Consider the following 17336-nt stretch of genomic DNA (forward strand, 5'->3'; position numbering starts at 1 on the left):
CACAAGAGGTCGTGCGTCGCGATCTTTTTCTCCCTGGCAATGCCGGGCAAATGGGCATCGCTGATTGGCTGCAAGTGATGGCCCCTGATCGATTGTTCTAGGAAGGTGTGCTGGTCAGGGGCTATGCAGTGCAAGGAAACGTGCATGCGTCCGGCATTGCGGCGGTACGATGGCGGCGCGTCGCCAGTTGTACGAATGTTCAGTCACGGGGCGGACCGGGCTGGCTCAGGAGATCGGAGCATCGTGTCCACACGACCCGCAGGTCACAAGGCCATCATCGAGGCCGCCCGCGAGGAGTTCTCCGAGCAGGGGTACGGGGCGACGTCGATCCGGAACATCGCCAAGCGGGCCGGCGTCAGCCTCTCCGCGCTGTACTACTACTACAAGGGCAAGCAGGAGCTGCTCGTCGCCATCCTCGACGACGGCCTCGACGCCTACTTCGGCGCCTGCGACACCGCACTGCAGGCGGCGGGCGACGATCCGGCCGAGCGGCTGGAGGCCCTGGTCACCGCCACGGTCCGGTTCCGCATCGAGCACCCCGTCAAGAGCAGCATCGTGCTCACCGAGGGGCGCAGTCTTGAGCCCGAGCACCTCGCCCGCTACCGCAAGAACGAGGAGCGCGGCACCCGGCAGTTCCGCGAGGTGATCGAGCGGGGGCTGGCCGACGGCGTGTTCCTGACGCCCTACCCCGACGACGCGCGGCGCACGGTCATCGCCATGTGCAACGCCATCGCGCAGTGGTACCGCCCCGACGGCGAGGTCACCCCCGACGAGCTCGTCGAGCGGTACGTGTCGCTGGCGCTGACCGTGGTGGAGTACCGGCCGCGGTCGGTGCGCAGGGCCGCGCGGGGCTGACGGGCGGACCTCCGGGACCTCGGCCTCGGAGCATTCTCCAAAAAACAGTCAGCGCTGTCCGTAAAGGGTTGAGAAAACAGTCAGCACTGTATGTTTAACGGGTCGGCGCAGACGCCGACGGTTCGAACACCCCGGAGTCGGGGCGCACAGTCGAGGAGATGCCATGTCCGCAGGGGATGCCGCGTCCACGGGACTCGTGGAGCACACCCACCTCTTCGTCGGCGGCCGCTGGGAGGACCCGGCGGGCACGGACGTCATCGAGGTCGTCTCGCCGCACGACGGACAACTCGTCGGCCGCGTGCCGCACGCCTCCACCGAGGACGTGGACCGTGCCGTGGCCGCCGCCCGCGAGGCGTTCGACCACGGCCCCTGGCCGCGCATGGCCGTCGAGGAGCGCCTTGAGGTCATCGGGCGGATCACGAAGCTGATGGGCTCGCGGGCCCAGGAGTTCGCGGAGATCATCACCCGGCAGAACGGCTCCCCGATCTCCTGGTCCGTCACCAACCAGGTGATGGGTGCCATCGGGCACTTCGCCGTCACCGCGCAGATCGCCGCCGCCTTCCCCTTCGAGGAGGAGAGGGCGGGCATGCGCGGCGGCCCGCTGGTCGTGCGCCGCGAGCCGGTCGGTGTCGTCGCCGCGATCGTGCCGTGGAACGTGCCCCAGTTCACCGCCGCGTCCAAGCTCGCCCCCGCGCTCGCCGCCGGCTGCACCGTCGTGCTCAAGCCCTCGCCCGAAACCCCGCTGGACGCCTGCCTGTTCGCCGAGGTGGCCGCCGAGGCCGGGCTGCCCGAGGGCGTGCTCAGCGTGCTGCCCGCCGACCGCGAGGTCAGTGAGTACCTGGTCGGCCACCCCGGCATCGACAAGGTCGCCTTCACCGGCTCCGTCGGCGCGGGCAGGCGCGTGATGGAGGTCGCCGCCCGCAACCTCACCCGCGTCACCCTCGAACTCGGCGGCAAGTCCGCCGCGATCGTGCTGCCCGACGCCGCCACCGAGGACGTCGTGCGCACCGTCCTGACCGGCTCGTACCTCAACAACGGCCAGGCCTGCGTCGCCCTCACCCGTGTCCTCCTGCCGCGCGGGCGCTACGACGAACTCGCCGCGCGCATCGTCGAGGCGGTCGCCGCGCTCAAGGTCGGCGACCCCACGGACCCGGACACCCAGGTCGGCCCGCTCGTCTCCAGGCGCCAGCAGGCCCGCAACCTCGACTACATCCGCATCGGCCGGGAGGAAGGCGCCACGCTGCTGCTCGGCGGCGGGGTGCCGAAGGGCCTGGAGGACGGCGCGTACGTCGAGCCGACGCTCTTCGGCGACGTCACCAACTCCATGCGGATCGCCCGCGAGGAGATCTTCGGCCCGGTCGTCTGCCTGCTGCCGTACGACACCGAGGACGAGGCCGTCGCCCTCGCGAACGACTCCGACTTCGGCCTGTCCGGCGCCGTCGTCACCGCAGACGTCGAGCACGGTCTGGAGATCGCCCGCCGCATCCGCACCGGCACCTTCACCGTCAACGGATTCACCATCGACCTCACCGCGCCGTTCGGCGGCTACAAGAACTCCGGCATCGGCCGCGAGTTCGGTGCCGCGGGGCTCACCGCGTACCTGGAGCAGAAGGCCATCGCCCTGCCCGCCGCCTGACCCGCGGTCCACTCCGTACGTCGCCACCGAGCCCGTCGCCCCGCGCACCCCGCGCGGCGACCGAGCCGGCCGGCGCTCAGGATCCCGACCGGTCGCCGTACCCCCGACGGCGATCGGTCGGGTGCCAACCTCCCGCCGTCACCCCTCCATCGGCGTGCTCCGCGCCGCCACGGACCTTCTATCAGGAGTCACCATGCTCGCCGCCCTGATGACCGAACTCGGTCAGGACAAGCTCGAGATCCGCGACGACGTCGAGACCATCGGCTTCGGCCCCGGCAAGGTCCGCGTCGCCATCAAGGCCACCGGCCTGTGCCAGTCCGACCTCTCCGGGATGAAGGGCGTCATCCCCAACGCCACCCCGATGGTCCTCGGCCACGAGGGCGCGGGCGAGGTCCTTGAGGTCGGCGAGGGCGTCACCCACGTCAAGCCCGGCGACCGCGTCATCGTCAACTGGCGTCCCGCCTGCGGACAGTGCGAGCACTGCCACCGTGGCGAGTCCAACCTCTGCATGGCCGGCGTCGCCGCCGTCGGCATCCCCGCCTTCCGCTCCCGCGGCACCGACTTCTACCGGTTCATGGGCGCAGGCACCTTCGCCGAAGAGGTCGTCCTGGAAGCCGGGTTCGCCGCCCCGTTCCCCGACGACGTCTCCTACGAGGCCGCCGCGCTCATCGGCTGCGGTGTCACCACGGGCCTGGGCGCCGCCATCAACTCCTGTGACGTGAAGCCCGGCGAGACCGTCGCCGTGATCGGCTGCGGCGGCGTCGGGATCAGCGCCGTCATGGGTGCGGAGGCGGCCGGCGCGGCGCACGTCGTCGCCATCGACCCGGTCGCGGGCCGCCGTCGCTGGGCCCTCGAATTCGGTGCCACCGCGGCCGTCGCCCCGGACGAACTGGCCGACGCCGTAAGGGACGTCACCGGTGGCCTCGGCTTCGACCACGTCATCGAGGCGGTCGGCCGCCCGGCCACCGTCCGCTCCGCCTACGAGGCGGCCCGGCGCGGCGGCACCGTCTGCCTCGTCGGCGTCGGCGGCGCCCAGGACATGATGCCGGTCAACCTGCTCGAACTGTTCGCGAGCGCCAAGCGCATCGTGCCGTCCATCTACGGCGGCGACGACGTCACCCGCACCTACGGCCGCATCATCAATCTGATCCGCTCAGGACGCATCGACCTGGAATCCCTGGTGACGCACCGCCTGCCCCTCGCCGACGTCAACCAGGCCATCGACCTGATGCGCAGCGGCGAGTCCCTGCGCGTCATGCTCACCCACGACTGACCGCTCGACACCTGCTACGGCGCACCCCGGGGGTGCGCCGTAGGATTTCCGCATGTCAGAGCAGACCGAGCCCCGTCGCCGGCGCGTCCAGCAGCGCGCCCTCGACACCCGCGACCTCCTTCTCGACACCACCGTGCGGGTGCTCGCGGAGCAGGGCTACGCCCAGTTCTCCACGCTCGCCGTCGGCGAGGCGGCCGGGGTGACGCGGGGCCGGCTCGTCCACCACTTCCCGACGAAACTCGCTCTGGTCGAGGCCGCCCTCCAGCACCTGGTCGCTCGCTACCGCGAACGCGTCCCCCTGCGACTCGGGCTGATCACCGAGGGACCCGCCGAGGGACGCATCGCCCGCGCCCTCGACACCCTGTGGAGCCTGAAGCGCAGCCGCGAGTACACCGCCTGCCTGGAACTCATCGCGGGCGCCCGCGGCGACGACGAACTCCGCGACGCCCTCAGGGAGTTCGAGCGCGACCTCAACGCCGCCCTCGACGACGCCGTGCACGGCCTGGTCGGTGCGACCGCCGACCGGCCCGGCTTCGACGCCGCCCTGATGACCACCATCAGCGCCATGCGCGGCCTGCTCCTCACCGCCCGTGCCCTCGGCCTGAGCGAGGGCGACCTCGAAGGGGAGTGGTCCCGGATGCGGGAGCGGCTCGTCCTGATCTTCGAGGAGTACGACCCGGCGGGCGTGTAGCCGGACGGAAGCGGGTCAGGCAGGCGCGGCCCGCGCCGATCGCGTACGCGGTGACGGTCAGGGCGTGACGATCGGGAAGGCGCGGTCGGGGCGGGTGACGTAGGAGAAGAGGCGTGTCAGAAGGGCCGGGTCGCCCTCCGTGCCCACGTCGTCCAGGCCCCTGCCCGCGAGGACTCCCAGGAGTTGCGGCTTGGTGAGTGTCAGGGTGAGGCCCGCAGGGGTCGTCGGTGTCCGGTCCGCGGGGGCCCGGCGGTGGGTGAGGGCGCCGTTGCTGAGGATCAGGCGGTAGCGGTGCCCCTCGTCGGTGAGCACCAGGTCCACGGTGAGCGCGTCCGCCCAGGCGCGCGGTCCGTCGAGGGTGACGGCGACCGAGTCCAGCAGCATTCCGGTCGTGAGCGACATGGCCATCTCGGGGTTGGTCATGTCGACCGCATGGTTGGCCGGGCCGTCGCGCAGTTCCAGGGCGCCGGTGAGGTAGAAGTTGCGCCAGGTGCCGTTCTCCGCGCCCTGGCCCAGGCGGGTGTAGACGTCGGCGAGGGCGAGCTTGGCGTCCTTGTCGTCCGGGTCGCTGAAGACCAGGTGGTTCAGGAGCGTGGCGGCGAACCGCAGATCACCCTCGTCGGCGTAGGCGCGGGCCTTGGCCAGCGTCTGTTCCGGTCCGCCCGCGACCTCGACGTAGCGGCGGGCGACCTCGGCGGGCGGCTGCTCCCACAGGTGGGCCGGGTTGCCGTCGAACCAGCCGAGGTAGCGCTGGTAGACGGCCTTGACGTTGTGGCTGAGGGAGCCGTAGTAGCCGCGGGCGTGCCACGACTGCTCCAGGGCCGGCGGGAGCTGGATGGTCTCGGCGATCTCCGGTCCCGTGAGCCCCTGGTTGAGCAGGCGCAACGTCTGGTCGTGCAGGTAGGCGTACAGGTCGCGCTGGGCGCCGAGGAACGCGGCGACGTTCTCCTCGCCCCAGGTGGGCCAGTGGTGGGAGGCGAACGCGACGTCGTACTGCCCCTCGAAGAGGGTGAGGGCCTCGTCGAGGTAGCGGGCCCAGATCCGGGCGTCGCGGACCAGGGCGCCCCGCAGGGTCAGCACGTTGTGCATGTTGTGCGTGGCGTTCTCGGCCAGGCACAGCGCCCGCAGGTCGGGGAAGAGGAAGTTCATCTCGGCCGGGGCCTCGGTGCCCGGCGTGAGCTGGAAGACGATCCGCACGCCGTCGACGGTCTCCTCCTGCCCGGTGCGGGTGATGTCGACCGTCGGCGCGATCAGCGAGATGGTGCCCTCGGAGGTGGCGATGCCCAGACCGGTGCTGACCTGTCCCTCGGGGGACTTGGCCAGGTTGGCGCCGTACATGTAGACGGCCCTGCGCACCATGGCGTTGCCGGCGTAGACGTTCTCACTCACCGCGTGTTCGAGGAAGCCTTCCGGAGCGAGGATCGGCACGCCCTGCTCGGTGCCGTGCGGCAGTACCCCGCGCACGCCGCCGAAGTGGTCGCCGTGGGAGTGGGTGTAGATGACGCCGGTCACGGGCCGGTCGCCCCGGTGCCTGCGGTACAGGGCGAGGGCGGCTGCCGCGGTCTCCGTGGAGATGAGGGGGTCGATGACGACGACGCCCCGCTCGCCCTCGACGAGGGTCATGTTGGAGATGTCGAGACCGCGCACCTGGTAGATGCGCTCGCCGACCTCGAACAGGCCCTGCTTCGCGCACAGTTGGGCCTGCCGCCACAGGCTGGGGTTCACGGTGGAGGGGCAGTCCGCGTTCAGGTAGTCGTAGGCGTCGATGTCCCAGACGACCTTGCCCTGGTCGTCCTTGACGACACCGGGGATGAGGCGGTCGATGAAGCCCCGCTCGGCGTTGTCGAAGTCGGCACGGTCGGCGAAGGACGGGTAGGTGGTCATCTTCACTCCGTTCGAGCCGGACCCGTGCGGTGTCATGGGCCCGTGAGCCGTGAGAGGGCTGGCACCGAGCCTAGGAGGGGATATTCCGGGCCGCACGTCGAGGCGGAGGTGACTGTTCCGTCGTAGGGTTCTGATGATTTGTCCCGTTACGGGATGTCAGTGAGCCGGCCCGGGCAGGGCGAGCGACGGGCCTCGAGGCGAAGGGGGCGACGGATGGCGGAACGCCGACGCGGCGGGCCGAGGGCATGGCTGCGCGGACTCGGCCGCCCGCGCCCGGCGGACGCGGCCAGCGGTGCGGTGACCGGTCTCTTCTCCATCCCCGAAGGCATGGCGTACGCCGCCATCGCCGGGTTCAACCCGGTCGCCGGACTGTACGCGGGCGTCGTCCCCGCGATCGTCGGCTCGCTGACCTCCCGTACCGTCCTGATGGTCACGACGCTCACCAGCGCCATCGCCCTCACCTCGCAGAGCGTGCTGTCGGACGCCGGTCTTGACCCGAAGGACGCGGGGAACGTGGCCGTCCTGACGGTCATGGTCGGCGTCGTCATGCTGCTGATGGGCGTGCTCCGGCTCGGCGTCGTGATGAGCTTCGTGTCGAACGCCGTGATGACCGGCTTCGCCACCGGCATCGCCCTCCAGATCATCGTCGGCGTCCTCAAGGACGCCACCGGCTATGCACCGCGGGGCGACAACAAGCTCTACCAACTGGGCGACTGGCTCGCGCACATCGGATCCTGGCAGGGCGCCGCGACCCTCGTCGCCGTGATCACCGTCGTGGTCTGGGCGGCGACCCGGGCCGTGCGCCGCCTGGAGTCGGTGGCGCTGCTCGTGGCGATGGTCGTGGTCAGCGTCGGCGTGGGCATCGCGGGCACCGACGTGGAACTGGTCCGGGACATCGCCCACATCCCCGGCGCCCTTCCGTTGTTCTCGGCGCCCGACCTGTCCGCGGTGCCGCACCTGATCGGCGGCGCGTTCTCCGTCGCGCTCGTCGGACTCGCCCAGGCCGCCGGCATCGCACCGTCCATGCCCAACCCCGACGGCAGCCGCTCCGACGTCGACGCCGACTTCCGCTCCCAGGGGTACGCCAACGTCCTCGGCGGCCTCTTCCAGGCGCTGCCCAGCGGCGGTTCGATGTCGCGGACGGGCGTCGCGGTGAGCGCCGGCGCCCGCACCCGCTGGGCGGGCGTGATCTCCGGCGTCTTCCTCGCCGTCGTCGTCCTGCTGTGCGGCTCGCTCGCCGAGCGCATCCCCATGCCCGTCATCGGCGGCCTGATCCTGGTGGTCGGCGGCGAACTGATCTGGGGCAAGCGCCGCGACATCGCCCTCGTCCTGCGGACCTCGCGGCTGTCGTCGGCGGCGATGCTCCTCACGTTCCTCGCCACGACGGGACTGCCCCTCCAGCAGGCGATCGTCATCGGAGCGGTGCTCTCCCTGCTCCTGTACTGCGTCCAGTCCGCCCGGCAGGCCAAGCTCGTCGTACTGAGTCCGACGGCGACCGGCGGCTGGCGCACGGGGGACGTGCCGAAGGTGCTGCCGCCGGGCGAGGTCACCGTCCTCGACTACGCGGGCACCTCGTTCTTCGCCGAACTCCCGCGGATCGAGGCCGGGTTGCCGAGCGTGGCGGGTGCGCGGGACGCGGTGCTCGTGCTCGTCGTCCGGACCCTTCCCGACGTCCCGTCATCGGCCGTGATCAAGCTTCTCGACCGCTACGCCCGCGCGCTGGAGAAGGAGGGCGGCCGCCTGGTCCTGGCGGGCGCGCAGCCCGCGTTCGTCGAGGTCGTACGGGCGACGGGCCTGGGCCACCGGCTCGGCGAGGGCGGCGTCGTACCGGCGAGTCCCGAGGTGCTGGGTCCGCTGGAGAGCGCCGTGGCGGAGGGCGAGAGGTGGATCGCCGCTCGGCGGGCGGGAGGTTGACGGGGCGTCGTCGCCGCAGGTCTGAGGCGGGCCGGTTGCCGTTGGTGTTGCCGTTGATCGGCGTGGGCCGCCATGAGCGCCGACGCCCCCGTGAGGATCACCCCGCGGCCGGCCCGTCGTTCACCGGCCCGTTCTGCTCCGGCCCGTTCTGCTCCGGACCGTCCTGTTCCGGACCGTCGTGTTCCGGACCGTCCTGCTCCGGACCGTCGTGTTCCGGACCGTCGTTCACCGACCCATCGTGCTCCGGCTCATCGCCCTCCTCCGCCCCGATCAGCTCCTGCTCGCACCAGATGGTCTTCCCGCGGCGCCCGAACCGTGTGCCCCAGCGCTCGGCGAGCTGGGCGATGATGCACAGGCCGCGTCCGCCCTCGTCGTGCTCCTGGGCGTGGCGCAGGTGCGGGGCGGTGCTGCTGCCGTCGGAGACCTCGCAGCCGAGGACGCGGTCGCGGATCATCCGGAGCCGGATGGGCGGGGTGCCGTAGCGGATGGCGTTGGTGACCAGTTCGCTGACGACGAGTTCCGTGGCGAAGGCGAGGTCGTCGAGGCCCCAGGCCGCCAGCTGGCGTTCGGCGAGGCGGCGCGCGGCGGGGACCACGGCCGGGTCGTCGGGCAGCGTCCATTCCGCGATGTCGTGATCGTCGAGCCCGCAGGTACGGGCGAGCAGCAGGACCGCGTCGTCCTCGCCCTGCCCGCGCATCAGGGCGTACACGGCGTCGTCCGACAGCTGCTGGAGCGTGCGCCCGGGATGCCGCAGCACGCGTCGGAGGGTCTGCGCGGCCGCCGCGGGGCCGCCCGGTGCGGCGGCGAGTCCGTCGGTGAAGAGAGCGAGGAGGGCGCCGTCGGGAAGAACGGCGCTCGCGGACTCGTAGTCGGCGGAACCGGTGCCGAGCAGGGGGCCGACCGGGACGTCGAAGGGGACGGGCTCCCCGTCCGGCGTGACGGCCACCGGCAGCGGGTGCCCGGCGTCGGCGGCGGTGCAGGTGCGGGTCACCGGGTCGAAGACGGCGTACAGGCAGGAGGCGGTCACCGGTTCACCGGGTTCGTGGGGCAGCGCGGCGGCGACCTCGTCCAGGGAGGCCAGCAGCTCCTCCGGCGCGAGGTCGCGTACCGCCAGCGCCATCAGGGCCGTCCGGAGCTGCCCCATGGCGGCGGCGGCCTCGATGCCGCTGCCGGTGACGTCGCCGACAGTGAGCGCGACGCGGGCTCCGGAGAGCGGGATGACGTCGTACCAGTCGCCGCCCGCGCCCACGGTTCCCGGCAGGTGGAGCGGCATCGTCTCCACCGCCGTCAGGGCGGGCGGGGTGCGGGGCAGCAGGTGCCGCTGCAAGGTGGTGGCGATCGTGCGCTCACGGGCGTAGCTGCGGCAGTTGTCGATGCTCAGCGCCGTGCGCTGCGCGAGCTGCACGGCCAGGGCGAGATCCTCGTCGTCGTACGGCTCGGGATTGCGGTGCCGGTAGTGGCCGACGACTCCGAGGACGGTGCCGCGCACCGTCAGCGGCGTGACGACGAGGGAGTGGACGCCGCTGACGGGCAGGGTGCGAGCGCCTGCCGCGTCGTCGGACAGCCACGGTTCGTCGCCCGCGAGGTGGGCGACGAGGCGCGGCCGGGCGTCGAGCAGGCTCTGCGTGAAGGGCGTCGGGAACGCGAAGGAGCTGAGGCCGCCCGGCTCGACGGGGCCCGCCGCCCCGGTGACCGAGCGGAAGGCGACACGGCGCAGCGGCGCGTCGACGCGTACGGGCCCGCTGCCAGGACCGGCGCCCCGCATGGCGTCGTCGAGGACGTCGACCGTCACGGTGTCGGCGAACCGGCTCACCACCACGTCGCCCAGGGCCTCCGCGGTCGCCCGCACGTCCAGGCTGGTGCCGATCGACCGGTGGGCGTCGTGCAGGATGTCGAGCCGGCCGGTGGCCCGCCGGGTCGCGGTGACGTTCTGTACGACGGCCACGCCCCGCACGCGGCCGTCGGCGAGGCGGATCCGGAACAGTGACAACGACACCGTCATCTCGTGCCCGGGATCGTTCGGGGAGCGCCCGCGGACCAGGTGGTCGCGCACGTCCGTGGCTCCCGCCAGGACCTGCCGGGCGAGTGCGGCGAGTTCGGGGTCGTCGAAGCCCTCGGCGAACTCGCCGAGCCGGCGGCCCAGCACCGCCTCGGGGCGCAGCCCCCGTACATCGCGCGCCGCGGCGTTGTAGCGCACCACCCGCAGGTCCTCGTCGAAGACGTAGAGCCCCCAGGGCGCCTGGGTGAACAGGACGTCCAGCACAGCGGCGTCGAGCTCGCTGCTGTCAGGTCCGGGCACGGCGGCACCTCGGGGCGGTCGGCGGATCGGCGCGGAGGTCGGGCGATGGGTGGACGGTGGCCAGGTGGACAGTGGCCCGCAGGGTGGGGCCCGCCCACGTGACCAGCATGCGGCAGACGCGGCGGGCCTGCAGCTCGGGCCCGTCCGGTTCGGGTTCGGCCGGTCGGGCCCGGTCGGTTCAGGGTGTGACGACGGGGAAGTCGGGGTTGAAGTCGTCGAGGAGACCGCCGAGCGTGTCGAGCAGTGTCGCGTCGCCGTCGAGCGTGATCTTCCCGGCCTGTGCGAGCTGAGCCGCCGAGGCGGGCTTGAGGAGGGTCCCGACGAGCGCCGCCTTCGGCCCGCTCACCGTGAGCGGTGCGTCGGGGGAGGTGCCGCGGCGGGCGTTCAGGACGCCGCGGCGCACCCACATCGTCCAGTTCTCGTCGGCGGCGGACGGTGCGTCGGTGAAGCGGAAGTCGATCCGCAGGTCGGCGTGGGCCGCCCGGTCGCCGATCAGATGGACCGCCGCGTAGTCGAAGAGGATGCCGATCGGCATGGCGAGGATCGAGTCGGGGCTGGCCGTGGTGAAGGTGGCGGCCTGGACGCCGTCGCGCAGCTCCTTCGCGGCGGTGAGGAAGATGCCCCGCCACTGCGGGCCCTCGGCCTGGTAGCCCATCTGCTCGTAGGCGTCGGCCTGCAGTGCACGGGCCGCGGAGTTCTCCGGCTCCGCGAACACGAGCGCGTGCAGGATCTGCGCCGCCCACCGGTAGTCGCCCTCGTCGATGGCGCGACGCCCCTCCGCGAGGATCCGGTCGGCCCCCACCAGGGCGACGAGACGGCGGGCCGTCTCGACCGGCGGATGCGGGTGCAGCGAGACGGGGTCGCCGTCCCACATGCCGAGCTCCTTGGTGAACACGGCCCGGACGTCGTGGTGGAACGTGCCGTGGTAGCCGCGGTTGAACCACTTGCGGCCCAACTCCTCGGGCAGTTCCAGGACTTCGGCCGCCTCCAGCGGCGTGTACCCCTTGTTGGCCAGGCGCAGCGCCTGGTCGTGGATGAACTTGTACGTGTCGCGCTGCGACTCCAGGAACGACGTCACCTCGCCGTTGCCCCACACCGGCCAGGTGTGCGGCCCGTAGTGCACCTCCGCGTCGTCGCCCCACCGCTGGAGCGTCTCGTCGAGGTAGCGGGCGAAGTTGCGGGCGTCGCGGGTGCGGGCACCGCGCAGCGTCTGGATGTTGTGCAGCGTGTGGTTGGCGTTCTCCGCGCAGGTGAGCGCCTTCAGCTGCGGAATCCAGATGTGCATCTCCTCGGGCGCCTCGGTGTCCGGCGCGTACAGGAACTCGAACTCCAGGCCGGCCAGGTCCCGCTTCGTGCCCGTCTCCGTGATCGGGTCCGTCGGAGACAGGTACGAGATGGTCACGCCCGGTACCGAGCAGATGCCGATGCCACAGGTGACGCACCCGGTGTCGGACAGGTCGAGGAGACTGCCGAAGGCGTACGAGGCGCGACGCGACATGGCGTTGCCCGCGATGACGTTCTCGCCGATGGCGTGCTTGTCGAAGGACGCGACGGTGCCCGGCGCGATGATCGGTATCCGCCCCGAAGCCACGTCCTCGGCGCTCACCACGCCTGTGACCCCGCCGTAGTGGTCGATGTGGGTGTGGGTGTAGATCACCGCGGCGACCGGCTTGTCGGTGACGTGCTCGCGGATCATGGCCATGCTCTGCGTGGCCGCTTCGACCGAGGCCATGCAGTCGACGACGACCAGGCCGGTGTCGCCCTCGATCACCGTGAGGTTCGCGATGTCGTTGTTGCGTACCTGATAGACGCCGTCGACGACCTGGTACAGGCCGCCCCGCCTGATCAGCTGCGACTGCCGCCACAGACTCGGGTTCACGGTGTCGGGCGCGCTCACGTCGTCGCCGATGTAGTCGAACCGGCTCGCGTCGAAGATGACCCGGCCGTCGGCCGCGTACAGCTTGTCGGGGAACGGGGCGACGAAGCCGCGGTCCGCGTCCGTGAAGTCCTGGCGGTCGTCCATCGCGTACCGGGACGCCGCCTCCTTGTTGACGCGGGCGGTGACGTCGGTGGCCGGCTTCGGGGCGTGGGTCACGGCATGCTCCATCCCTGGACGCGTAACGACTGCACAAATACGCTAATTCCGCCTCGAAAGGTGCGCCAATCGGTCGCGTGGGTCAGCCTGGAGTGCGGGCCGGACCGCACCGCGCCCGCGGACACACCCGCCGACCAGGGAGTGGACGATGAGCCGCGCGCGACCCGGACTGCTCACCTTCCTCGGCGGCGTCGGCACGGTCACCGGCAGCAAGTACCTCGTCGAGAGCGACCACAGTCGCATCCTGATCGACTGCGGCCTCTTCCAGGGCGTCCGCGAACTGCGCCGCCGCAACTGGCGGTCCCTGCCCGCCGACACCGCGGCCGCCCGCGCCGTCGTCCTCACCCACGCCCACCTCGACCACTGCGGTTACCTCCCGCGGCTGGTGAAGGAGGGTTTCGCGGGCCGCGTCGTGTGCACGGCGGACACGGCCGCGCTGGCCGAGATCGTGCTGCGCGACAGCGCCCGCCTCCAGGTCGAGCAGGCCGAGCACGCCAACCGCAGGGGCTGGTCGCGCCACCGTCCCGCCCTCCCGCTGTACGACGAGAACGACGTGGAGCGGGCCCTGCGCCTGTTCCGGCCCGTCCCGCTCGACACGGACACCCCCCTCGCCGACGGCACCACGCTGCGCCTGCACCACGCGGGCCACATCCTCGGCTCCGCCTGGGCGCACCTCACGCTGGAGAGCGGCCACACCCTGGCCGTCAGCGGCGATCTCGGCCGCCCGGGACACCCGCTGCTGCGCCCGCCCGACCCCTTCACCGGCGCCGACGTGCTGCTGATGGAGTCCACGTACGGCGACCGGGCGCACGAGGACGCGGCCGACGCGCGGGACCGCTTCGGGGAGGTCCTCACCGAGACGTTCCGGCGCGGCGGCACGGTGGTCGTCCCCGCCTTCGCCATCGACCGCACCGAGGTCGTCCTGAGCGAACTCGCCGCACTGCGCCGCACCGGCGTCCTGCCGGCCGGGGTACCGGTCTTCGTCGACAGCCCGATGGCGCTGAGAGCGCTGGACGTCTACCAGCGGGCCGTGACCCGCGAAGACCCTCAACTCCTGCCCGGCGCGGGGGAGTCGGCACTCGACACGGAGGGGTTCACGCCGGCCAGGACCGTGGCCGACTCCATCGCCGTCAACGACGTCGTCGGCCCGGCCGTCATCGTCTCCTCCTCCGGGATGGCCACCGGCGGCCGCGTCCTGCACCACCTGCGACGTCTGCTTCCCGAGCCCCGCAACACCGTCGTCCTGGTCGGCTACGCGGCCCAGGGCACCCGCGCCCGCGACCTGATCGAGGGCGCGAGCACGCTGAAGATGTTCGGCGAGTACGTCGCGGTGCGGGCGCAGGTCGCGCACGTGCCGTTCTTCTCGGCCCACGCCGACGCGGACCAGATCGTGGACTGGCTGCGGGACGCCCCGGCTCCCCGCACGACGTACCTGGTGCACGGGGAGCAGGGCGCGGCCGAGTCCCTGCGCGACCGCATCGCGGCGGAACTCGGCTGGCACGCCGTGGTGCCCAGGTCGGGCGAGCACGTACTGGTCAGGTGACGGACACGGGCTACCCCGGGGCCACCTTCAAGATCTACGGTGACGGAGTCCGCTCCGCCGCCACGCCCCCGATCCCTGGAGACGCCGACGTGTCCACCGCACGGACCGCACCCCGCACCCCCGTCCCCGGCGTCGCGCAGGACGACGCCACCCGCATCGCCTCGGCCGAGGTGCTCGTCGCCTCTCCCGGCCGCAACTTCGTGACGCTGCGCCTGCGTACCGAGGACGGCGTCGAAGGACTCGGCGACGCGACGGTCAACGGACGCGAACTGGCCGTCGCCGCCTACCTGGACGACCACGTGGCGCCCCTGCTGGTCGGGCGCGACGCCCACGCGATCGAGGACACCTGGCAGTACCTGTACCGGGGCGCCTACTGGCGTCGCGGTCCCATCACCATGGCGGCGATCGCGGCCGTCGACACGGCGCTGTGGGACATCAAGGCCAAGCTCGCGGGCATGCCCCTGTACCAGTTGCTCGGCGGTCGCAGCCGCCGCGGATGCCTGGCCTACGGACATGCGAGCGGCGCCGACACGGAGGAGCTGTTCGACTCGATACGCGCCCACCTCGACGAGGGCTACCGGGCCGTGCGCATCCAGAGCGGCATCCCGGGTCTGGGCTCCGTCTACGGCGTCGCCTCCAGTGCGAACGCCGCGGTGGGCGACGCCGGGGCCACCTCCCGCTACGACCACGAACCGGCCCGCCGGGCCCACCGTCCGGTGGAGGAGGAGTGGGACACCCGCGCCTATCTGCGGCACGCCCCGAAGGTGTTCGAGGCCGTCCGCTCCGAGTTCGGCCCCGAGCTGCCCCTCCTGCACGACGCCCACCACCGTCTGACGCCCATTCAGGCCGCGCGGCTCGGCAAGGACCTGGAGCCCTACGACCTGTTCTGGCTGGAGGACGTCACCCCCGCCGAGAACACCGCGATGCTGCGCCGCGTCCGCGAGCACACGACGACGCCCCTCGCGATCGGGGAGGTCTTCAACACGATCTGGGACTACCGCGAGCTGTTCGAGGAGCAGCTCATCGACTACGTCCGCTCGCCCGTCACGCACGCCGGAGGCATCACCGCGCTGCGCCGGATCCTCGACTACGCGGCTGTCTACCAGATCAAGTCCGGTGTCCACGGCCCGACGGACATCTCCCCGGTCGGTCTCGCGGCCGCCCTGCACCTGGGCGTGGCCATTCCGAACTTCGGCATCCAGGAGTACATGAAGCACGCGCGTGCCACCGACGAGGTATTCCGTCCGGGCTACCGCTTCGCGGACGGACTGCTCGTCCCGGGAGAGGAGCCCGGCCTCGGCGTCGGCTATGACGACGAGGTGGCGCGGGCGCATCCCTACACCCCCGCCTACCTGCCGGTGAACCGGCTTCAGCTGGACGGGTCGATGCACGACTGGTGACCGGCCGCGGGGCCGGTCGTGAGGCCGGTCGTGGTGCACAATGCGGCGATGGACCTGGCGAAGATGGAACTCGCACTGCAGAGGTATCAGGACTCCGTCGCGGCGGTGGACGCGGCCCGCGCGGACCTGGAGGCGGAGGCGGCCGCCGCCCTGCGCTCAGGCGACGCGACGCCCGAGGACTGGGCGGACGTGGGGCGGCTGACGGGCTGGAGCGAGCAGGAGCTGCGGCGCCTGATCGCCGCGGCGGACACGATCGACCTGCGATAGGCCGGTTCGCGCCGGAGGAGCACCTTTCCGAACTCTTGACCTGGATGGTCCAGACCAATAGTTTCGCGTGCACGCAAGTCCGTTGTTCCGTAGGCCACTTGCTTCCCGCCTCACAGGAATGAGCCCCGCCATGCGTTCACGCCTGCGCCGAAGACTTCTGTCCCGGGCGGCCGTCGCCGTCACGTCGCTGTCCCTCCTCGGCGCCTTCGCGCCGGCCGCTTCCGCCCACGGCGGCCACCACGACACCCCGCGCCGGGTCGGGTACTTCACCCAATGGGGTGTCTACGGCCGGGACTTCCAGGTCCAGGACCTGGAGCGCAGCGGCGCCGCCGCCCGGCTCAGCCACATCAACTACGCCTTCGGCAACATCGGCACCGACGGCAGGTGCCTGATGGGCAACGTCCCGGGCGAGTCCGACCCCTGGGCCGACTACCAGCGGCCGCTCGACGCCGAGAACTCGGTGGACGGCGTCGCGGACACCGACACCCAGCCCCTCGCGGGCAACTTCAACCAGCTGCGCGAGCTCAAGGCCGCGCACCCCGGCCTCAAGGTGATGATCTCCCTCGGTGGCTGGTCCTGGTCCACCAACTTCTCGGACTCGGTCCGAACTCCCGCCGCCCGCAAGGCACTTGTCTCCTCCTGCATCGACCTCTACATCAAGGGCAACCTGCCGCAGGACGGCGCGCGCGGCGGCCAGGGGGCCGCGGCCGGCGTCTTCGACGGCATCGACCTGGACTGGGAGTGGCCCGGCTCCGAGGGCGACACCGACACCGTGTACCGCCCGGAGGACAAGCAGAACTTCACCGCGCTGGTCGCGGAGTTCCGCCACCAGCTCGACGCCTACGGCCGCACGAAGCGCAAGGCCTACGAGCTCTCCGCGTTCGTCCCGACGGCCCCCGCGAAGATCGACGCCGGGTTCGAGGTCCGCAAGATCATGAAGGACTTCGACTTCGTCAACCTCCAAGGCTACGACTTCCACGTCAGCGGTGAGAAGACGACGGCCCAGCAGTCCGCGCTGTACGCCCGCGACGACTTCAGCGTCGACGGCACGGTGGACGCGTGGCTGCGGCGCGGCGCCCCGGCCCGCAAGCTCGTCGTCGGGATGCCGTTCTACGGGCAGGGCTGGACCGGCGTCAGCGGGGGCGGCGACGGCCTGGGGCAGCCCGCGACCGGCCCCGCCCCGGCGAAGTGGGCCAACGGCTACGCGGACTACGAGGAGTTGAAGGCGCTGGCCGACGCGGGGACGTACCGGCTCCACCGCGACCGTCGCGGCGGCCACGCCTGGCTCTTCGACGGCACGACCCTGTGGACGTACGACGATCCGCAGGTCCTCGCCCGGAAGTCCGCGTACGTACGGGCGAAGGGTCTGGGCGGCGCGATGTTCTGGTCCCTGGACGGGGACACCCCCGACGGGGAGCTGGTGCGGACGGTGGACCGCGCCCTCGGGCAGCGCTGAGCCGGGCACCACGGGCAGACGTG

12 protein-coding genes are annotated in these 17336 nt (G+C 71.8%); 9 read left to right on the plus strand and 3 right to left on the minus strand.

The features are described 5' to 3' along the window. The first annotated feature begins 243 nt into the window (after nucleotides 1-243). The 4 genes from M4J07_RS27935 to M4J07_RS27950 all read left to right on the plus strand — a co-directional run bounded on the left by M4J07_RS27935 (nucleotide 244) and on the right by M4J07_RS27950 (nucleotide 4455). A complete protein-coding gene (locus tag M4J07_RS27935; RefSeq protein WP_255975989.1) occupies nucleotides 244-855 on the plus strand; it encodes a TetR/AcrR family transcriptional regulator in 612 nt (203 codons plus the stop codon). A 163-nt stretch (nucleotides 856-1018) separates the two neighbouring features. Then, complete coding sequence (locus M4J07_RS27940) at nucleotides 1019-2491, plus strand: aldehyde dehydrogenase (RefSeq protein WP_255975991.1); 1473 nt, start codon at nucleotides 1019-1021, stop codon at nucleotides 2489-2491. A 193-nt stretch (nucleotides 2492-2684) separates the two neighbouring features. Next, nucleotides 2685-3764 (plus strand): Zn-dependent alcohol dehydrogenase, encoded by a 1080-nt coding sequence (locus tag M4J07_RS27945; protein WP_255975993.1) that lies wholly within the window; start codon nucleotides 2685-2687, stop codon nucleotides 3762-3764. Between the two features lie 52 nt (nucleotides 3765-3816). Continuing rightward, complete coding sequence (locus M4J07_RS27950) at nucleotides 3817-4455, plus strand: TetR/AcrR family transcriptional regulator (RefSeq protein ID WP_255975995.1); 639 nt, start codon at nucleotides 3817-3819, stop codon at nucleotides 4453-4455. A 57-nt stretch (nucleotides 4456-4512) separates the two neighbouring features. Here M4J07_RS27950 and M4J07_RS27955 read toward each other — a convergent pair whose 3' ends face one another. Then, the gene (locus M4J07_RS27955; RefSeq protein ID WP_255975997.1) at nucleotides 4513-6339 is read right to left on the minus strand and encodes an alkyl/aryl-sulfatase; all 1827 of its coding nucleotides are present in this window, start codon (nucleotides 6337-6339) and stop codon (nucleotides 4513-4515) included. A gap of 213 nt (nucleotides 6340-6552) precedes the next feature. Between M4J07_RS27955 and M4J07_RS27960 the strand changes: the two genes are divergently transcribed. Continuing rightward, on the plus strand, nucleotides 6553-8253 hold the full coding sequence (locus tag M4J07_RS27960) for a SulP family inorganic anion transporter (RefSeq protein ID WP_255975999.1): 1701 nt from the start codon (nucleotides 6553-6555) through the stop codon (nucleotides 8251-8253). Nucleotides 8254-8350: 97 nt separating this feature from the next. On the opposite strand, the gene M4J07_RS27965 is transcribed toward M4J07_RS27960, so the two are convergent. Then, nucleotides 8351-10552, minus strand: a complete 2202-nt coding sequence (locus M4J07_RS27965; RefSeq protein ID WP_255976001.1) for a SpoIIE family protein phosphatase — start codon at nucleotides 10550-10552, stop codon at nucleotides 8351-8353. Between the two features lie 178 nt (nucleotides 10553-10730). Next, a complete protein-coding gene (locus M4J07_RS27970; protein ID WP_255976003.1) occupies nucleotides 10731-12647 on the minus strand; it encodes an alkyl/aryl-sulfatase in 1917 nt (638 codons plus the stop codon). A gap of 148 nt (nucleotides 12648-12795) precedes the next feature. Here M4J07_RS27970 and M4J07_RS27975 point away from each other — a divergent pair, with 148 nt between their 5' ends. From M4J07_RS27975 to M4J07_RS27990, 4 genes are all read left to right on the plus strand, one after another. Further along, nucleotides 12796-14190 (plus strand): MBL fold metallo-hydrolase RNA specificity domain-containing protein, encoded by a 1395-nt coding sequence (locus tag M4J07_RS27975; protein WP_255976006.1) that lies wholly within the window; start codon nucleotides 12796-12798, stop codon nucleotides 14188-14190. A gap of 155 nt (nucleotides 14191-14345) precedes the next feature. Next, entirely contained in the window at nucleotides 14346-15590 is a 1245-nt protein-coding gene (gene manD, locus M4J07_RS27980) for a D-mannonate dehydratase ManD (RefSeq protein ID WP_255976036.1), read from the plus strand. Between the two features lie 48 nt (nucleotides 15591-15638). Then, the gene (locus tag M4J07_RS27985) at nucleotides 15639-15857 is read left to right on the plus strand and encodes a hypothetical protein (protein ID WP_255976008.1); all 219 of its coding nucleotides are present in this window, start codon (nucleotides 15639-15641) and stop codon (nucleotides 15855-15857) included. Nucleotides 15858-15987: 130 nt separating this feature from the next. Continuing rightward, entirely contained in the window at nucleotides 15988-17313 is a 1326-nt protein-coding gene (locus M4J07_RS27990) for a glycoside hydrolase family 18 protein (RefSeq protein WP_374215092.1), read from the plus strand. Nucleotides 17314-17336 lie beyond the last annotated feature (23 nt).

The sequence above is a fragment of the Streptomyces longispororuber genome, assembly GCF_024448165.1.
GTDB classification, from domain to species: domain Bacteria; phylum Actinomycetota; class Actinomycetes; order Streptomycetales; family Streptomycetaceae; genus Streptomyces; species Streptomyces longispororuber_A.